Annotated in this window: 1 protein-coding gene; it reads right to left on the bottom strand. The window is 35.7% G+C overall.

From position 1 onward, the window contains the following. Nucleotides 1-6,773: Rib/alpha-like domain-containing protein (locus tag ACO6OL_RS06135; protein ID WP_485502501.1), on the bottom strand; the 6,773-nt coding region annotated here is incomplete at its 3' end. Between the last annotated feature and the right edge of the window lie 154 nt (nt 6,774-6,927).

The following is a 6,927-nucleotide window of genomic DNA, read 5'->3' as shown; positions in this document are numbered from 1 at the left end:
ATCGCATTTGATTGTGCTTCCACTACTGTCTTATCTGGTGTCAACGTTGCTGTTGGAACATCTGAGAATGTTAATGTTGTTTCACCATTATTTTTTACAACTATATTCGTAGCTGTTGGGTTCAACGCTTGTATTTTATCTTTTACAGATTCTTTTTCTTTGTTTGTTAAGTTATTTAGATGCTTAACTGGTGTTAATTCTGGCGTCACTATAATAGGAACTTTTACATCTTCAGAACTTCCATCTGTATATGTTACCTTAACTACTACAGTTCCGCCATTAGTTGGAATTTCACCTGTAATTACTTTGTTAGCAATATGTTCGCCTGTAATTGCATTTTTGATTTGTTCATCTGTATGTTTTGTTTCTTTAACATAACGTGTTAATGTTGCAATTGTTGGATCAATCTTCTCTGCATCGTTACGTTCACGTACAGTTTGTGACAATGTAATTACTGGTGTTGGGTCACTAGTTCCTACACCTGCACCTTTATGTCTGTAACTTACGTCCCCATTTGCTGCTACTTCTAATTCAGCAGTATTAACGGATGGGTTCGCTTTTTTCACGGCTGCTTTAACGTCTTCTTTTTCTTTTGGAGTTAGATTCGTTAGATTAATTACTGGAACTTTCTCAACTGGTTTCAATCCTGCGAATGCTTCTGTTTCGTATGAATCGACTTTTCCGTTCTTATTGCTTTCGTGACGTGTTACAATGCGGTCTCCTGCTTGGAATTTTTCTTCGCCTGCTAGTGTTATTGTAATACTTCCATCTGAATTCACAGTAATATCACGATCATTACGACTATTTGTGTAACCTGTAGCTGTTTTTGTTAACTGCATTCCAACGCCACGAATTGTTACGTGTAATTTGTCGCCATTTTCTACTGTTGTATTCGGTTTAACTGTTACCGTATTATCCAACTCGTTAAATGTTGTTGTAATGTCAACCGGTTTAACTTCTAATACTGGCACTGTTACTTCTTTTGTAGAGTTATCAGAATATGTTAATACAACTGTCGCAACTTTCTTACCATCTACCTCTGTAATTCGCCCGTTATCTTTAAGAACTTTAGCAGTCGGTTGTGGCTGATTATTTGGAATTGTGATATTACTAATTACTCGACTTGCTTCTGTAGTTGGAACTACACCTTGTGCAGTCTTGTCTTTTGCAGCTTTGATCGAAACTTCTTGAGCAGTTAATGTCGCTTTTGATTTATTCGCTTGTTTTGCATCAACCGGAAGTTCCACTGTTTCTGAAGAACCATCTGGATATGTTACTGTAGCTGATACATAATATGAACCATCATCTTTTACTTTTACCACTTTGTCAGATACAAATGTTAAGTTTGGAGTGTTTTTATCAATCTTAACTGTTCCTTTATCTGCCGTGAATGTTAATGAGTCTTTAATCTTATTAAATTCTTCATCTGTCAACGATGTATTAGGTTGTGTAATATCTCTTTCAATTACTGGAGTAACTGTATTTGGTGTATATTTATCTTTTTGGATTAAAACTTTGAATTTAACAGTATTTGCAGCTGAGTCCTCTGTTGTTAATGTAGCTGCATCTTGTGCACGTACATTACGTGTATAGACTTCATTTCCTACCCAGTTTCTACTACCATTTTTACCAGGAATAACTCCTCTAAGTGTAACTTTTCTTGGAGCATCTAGTTCCACATTGTCAGTTCGATTCGCTACTCCTTCAAAAGTTACTCCTCCAAATTCCGAGATAGTAGACGACATTTCAACTTTTAATAATTTATTTGAATTATCCGTTACACTACCTATTTCAATATCTGTAGTTTCAGTTGGAGTTACATAAACAACTTGGTCACCATTTTCTTTGAATGTTTCTTTTCTATTTTCATTAAATACAAACTTCGGTCTTTCTGTATCCCCTGCTGGAGAAGTTCCATTCGTTATATCACTTTCTACACGATCAGCTGGCGTAGTTTCTGCTGTTACAGATTTAGCCGTTACCGTTTGATTATCTTTCACTGCACGGTCCTTAATCGTAACTACACCCGTGTTTCCATTGATTGTTACCCCATCTGCTGGTGCATTAGTTAAGCTCCATGTGCTACCTGTTTTTGTTGCTGTAATATTTTGTGTAGAACCATTTGGATGTATATAAGTGAAGTTTAATGTATTTACATTCGTCTCATTCGCTGGTGTGATTGTAACATCTCCATTATTTTGTGGAGTAATCGTTGGAGCTGTTGGCTTCACTTTAACCGTTACATTAATTGTCTTAGATGGTCTTACTTGTGTCGCTCTAGGTAGAGTATCATTTCCAGTTTCTGTTTGCGACACCGGTAATGTCACTTTTACCTTATAAGTTCTTTTACCTGGTGTATTTGTATCTGTGCTTTCTACCCATTCGTAAGTTGTCCCCTCTGGTAATGGATCTGATCCATCAGCTTTTTTAACTGCTGCTTTAGCTTGTTCAGTAGTTAGAGTAGCTCCTTTACTAACAGTAACTGCTGCACTATCAGTAATATCAAATACTTTATGCACTAATGTCGCTGAATGTTCTAAATTACCTGTAGAAGTTGGACGATTTGTATGACGACTATAATCATACTTACCAATAAATTCATAAGAAGTTGTTCCTACTGGATCTGATGCAAGAGTTCCTGTAAAGCTCGTTCCTCTTTGCTCTGCTCCCCCACTACGTTTATAAAGCCAATTCATTCCTCCAGGAATATTATTTCCGGTATTGCTATAATAATCTGAATGATTACTACTTCTAGTTACGTCTTTAAAATCATAAATAGTATTAGCAATTGGGAATGTATTAAGAACTTTATACGTTAAACGAACTTTTTTCGTTCTATTTTCTCCGAAATTAACAGTTGCTTCTACAGTTTTTGTTTCTTCACTTCCACTAGCAATAGTATTTGTTTCAAGTACTGCTGTTACGGTTGCTCCCTGAGGTAAATCAACTCGTTCATTTCCTTCTTGTACTTGAATAAATCTCTTCAACTCATCTGCTGATATCGTTTCTCCACGTTTAACGTTGATAATATCACGAGCTACTAGATTATAACCTGTAACATTTCTATTTTCACTATTATCTGAACTTACAGAATAAGCTGTAGCACCTTGTCCTCCACTAACTTTTACGACTGCGTGAACTTGTTGTCCTTCTATTAAGGTAGTTGTAAAGTCTCTTTCAGATAACGTTGTAGTTCCGTTTCTATCTGTTACAGTCTTACTAGCAACCTTAGTAGTCCCTTGATATAGTTCAACCGTTACAGTTGCTCCATTTTGCAATTGAGCATTTGTTGGAAGATTTCCTACAGTCACATTTGGTCTTGTACCTGCTGTACCGTTGAATTGAGGTTGAGAAAGTGTTGGTGTGTTTGGCTTCACATTAAACTCAACTGTTTTTTCTAAAAATCCTCTTCCATTAACAGAAGCAGTATCCCCTGTTAATCCTGACGGATTTGTTGGTAATCCTTTTGTTGAAGTTTTACTATTAGGGAAATAAGCTCTTGCCTTAACTGAATGTTTCCCAATCTTATCAAAAGAAACCGTCTCTCTAATTTCATTTCCATTTAGATAGCGGAATTTCATATCTGAGCCAAAGTTTCCGTCTCCTCTATTCGTTCCATCTGTTGTTGTTAAATAGTGATTTGGATCCACACTGGTTTCGTTAAGTCTTAAAATATCTGAACGAGTGTTATCGTCAACTGGTGTACCTCTATCTTCAAAGGCTAAATCATATGTTTTAACTTTGAATTTTAGTGTAGCTTGATTTTCTTTATTTACATCACCTGTTGCATCATCTGAAACTTTTAAGGTAACAACCTTAGTTCCTAATTCAGCGTTTGCAGCCACTCTACCTGTAATAGTAGCAGTTGCAGGATTTGTTTCTGAACCACTATTTTGTGAAAGAGTGTTTCCATTATTTAAGTTAACTCCAGTAGGCAATCCACTAATGTATTTAACATTAATTTTTCCATTTGTATTATTGTCGTACATTTTTAATGGAATATTTAAAGTTGATCCCCTGAAAACTTCAACTACTGGAAGATCATTTTCATTACTTCCTAACACAGACTCTGTATTATTTGTTGGATTTGTCATTTTAACAGTAGGAGCGACAGTATCCGTCACATTAAAAGTCTTTGATACTGGTTTTTGAGTAGGTGTATAAATTGTATAATCTACATTATCAATTCGTTTTGTATTTACAGTATTAGGGAATACAGCCGTAGCAATATACTTAGTAACACTTCCTACCTCATTTAATTTCGTATTGTTAGGAACATCAGTAAATGAAAAAGTACTAGAATTGAATTCCTTCCATTTAAACTGCATACCAGTTGGATAGTACTTGTCATTATTAGAAGCAGCGCTGTCTGCCACTTTAAGATGACTATGAGGATCTCCTAATTCACTTCCAATAGCACGATTTTCTGCATTGTCGTTCACCGCTTGTACGTCGACTATACGATATTTAAATTTATATGTTGCACTATTACGACCATCTGTTGCAACCACAGTTGCAGTACTTTCTCCAAACGGAGCGTCATCTGCTACAGTATTTCCTGGAATAGTATAATTGAATTCCTTACTTCCATTTGTCGAAACATTTGCAACACCTTTTGGAAGACCTGTAATGGATAAAGTGACATTATTCTTGTCATCTCGCACCCCGAATGTAGGATTGAAGTTTGCGCCACGGTAAACAATAAAACGATTATCATCCGCATTTGGTGTTAATGTTTTTCCGTTAATCGATACTGTTGGTGCAACTCTATCAGGAACTTCTGTTGGTGTTGCAGGTGCACTAAGCTCTGACTCCACTTTACCATTACTGTTTTGTACACTGGTTCTAGCTGTAATCGCTGTTGACGGTAATGCTCCTGATACATTAATAATAGCTTTTTGACCACTTGTTCTTCCTGTTCCTATAACTGTATTCCCATTATATAAAGTTACAGTAGAACCATCCGGAACTCCATCTTGTACAGTTACAACTACATTTTGTCCTTTTTCCCCTGCTTTTTCATTGACTGAACTTTGATCAATCACAGGTTGTTTAGGTTTAACTTTTAAGGTTGCAGTTGCCGAATTTGATGAATTATCAGAATATGTTGCAGTAACATTATACTTAAATATTCCTGCAGTACTTGTACTCGGTTGTCCATTTGTCCAATTCCAACGCATACCACCAGGAAAGTTTTTAGTATCATCATTTCGAACTACAAAATCTGATGCTACAGGATTACTTACATCTCCAAGAGAATCCCCAACTGTTTTTGTAACTTCTTTCCCTTTTATAGGATATAATTGTGCATCTGATCTGGTTTCCAATCTCGTTCCAGTAGCAGCATACACATATGCCTGAAGCGCAGTGAAAGCTTTTCCTTCTTTAGCGGTTACAGCCATAGTTCCTGCTGTTTGGGCTTGTGCCTCCGTAACATTATCTCTCAAACGAACCTTAATATGAAATTTATAAGCATAATCTTGACGAGGTGATACAGTTAACAGATGAGAATAAGACGCACCAGGATAAGACCCATTAGGGTTTTTAATAATACGATTTAGCTCCTCATTATCTTTCAATGATTTCAACATTTGTTGTCTCTGATCATCTCTGGTTGGACCACCGCTCATCTGAAAAAGACCACCTGCAGCTCCCCATAGTCCTTGTGAGCCTGAATCCTGATAACTATTACTTGCCAATCTCCCCAATGGGACTGTATACCTATCACCTACTCTAGTAAAATTATTAGGATTATGAGAAAGTATCCCTGTTGCTCCTGCATTTTTTTGATAACGTTCGTAGTAAACATCAGAAACAACTCCTACAGGATAACTACCTCCTGAATACAAAAGATCACGAGGTGGGTAGAACCAAAATGCATTTCCAGTAGCTCCACTCAAAGCTACACCATCATTTTGGAAGTAAACATCATAAGTAATATATTTCTTACCGTCTTCTTGGCTATATTTTGCCGTCATAAATATTTTATCGATTGTTCGGGTACGTTGACCAGCAGATGTTCCACCACCACTATTTTTTTCCTCTGAGATATACTCTTTAACATTGTACAACGGACCTTCTACTAGTACATCACCCGCTCTAAAACTAATTCCTTCACCCATACTTTGACCATTACGTGAGTCATGAGATCCAGTATTAGCAATCGTATTTTTTCCTTCTTTTACTACTTTTTCAGGAGCATTAGCCTTCGGCATTGAAGATAATACAAAAATTTTCTCATTAAGTTTTTTAGCTATTGCATCAATTTCAGCTTGTGTCAATTCTGTGCTAGTGCTATTAAGTGTATTCTTAGCATTTTCTAAATCTATTTTAATTGCCGCTAATGTAGAAGCTGGCGCCTTATCTTTGTTGATTTTTTCTAGTAGTTCTTCTACTTTTTCAATATTAGTTTGTAATTTTGTTTTGTCTAATACTGCTTGTTTTTCTGTTGCTTTATCGACTTTAGCATCTTTATTCACAGTCGGAGCATTAGTAGTTGATACTTCTGCTTTTTTGTTAGGTACTACAACTTCTTTTTCTGTTGAGATCTTGTTATTTAGAACATCTGTTTTTCCATCAGTTGAACTAGTTACTTTCTCAACACCAGCATCTTTTTCTACTTCGGCAGCACTAGCTACCCCGGCAGCACCAAAGAAGATACTAGCTCCGATTACAACTGAAGCTGCACCAACTTTAAATTTCTTAATAGAGTAACTTTCAACCTTTACTCCACTTCTTGTGTCCCTTAAATATTTATTATTTTTTCCTATCACTGTATTTCTCCTTCCTTTTATCTGAATAAAAATTAAATAAAAACAATTTCATATTAAAGGATTTTATAATAAATTTCTAAATTATTATATTTCCAGTACATTATTATACCATATTTTACTTAAAATATACTTTAATTTATGTAAAATTGAAATA

Source organism: Gemella sp. (assembly GCF_057272915.1).
The sequence above is the reverse complement of the archived record's forward strand: the minus strand, read 5'-3'. Positions and strand labels throughout refer to the sequence as shown.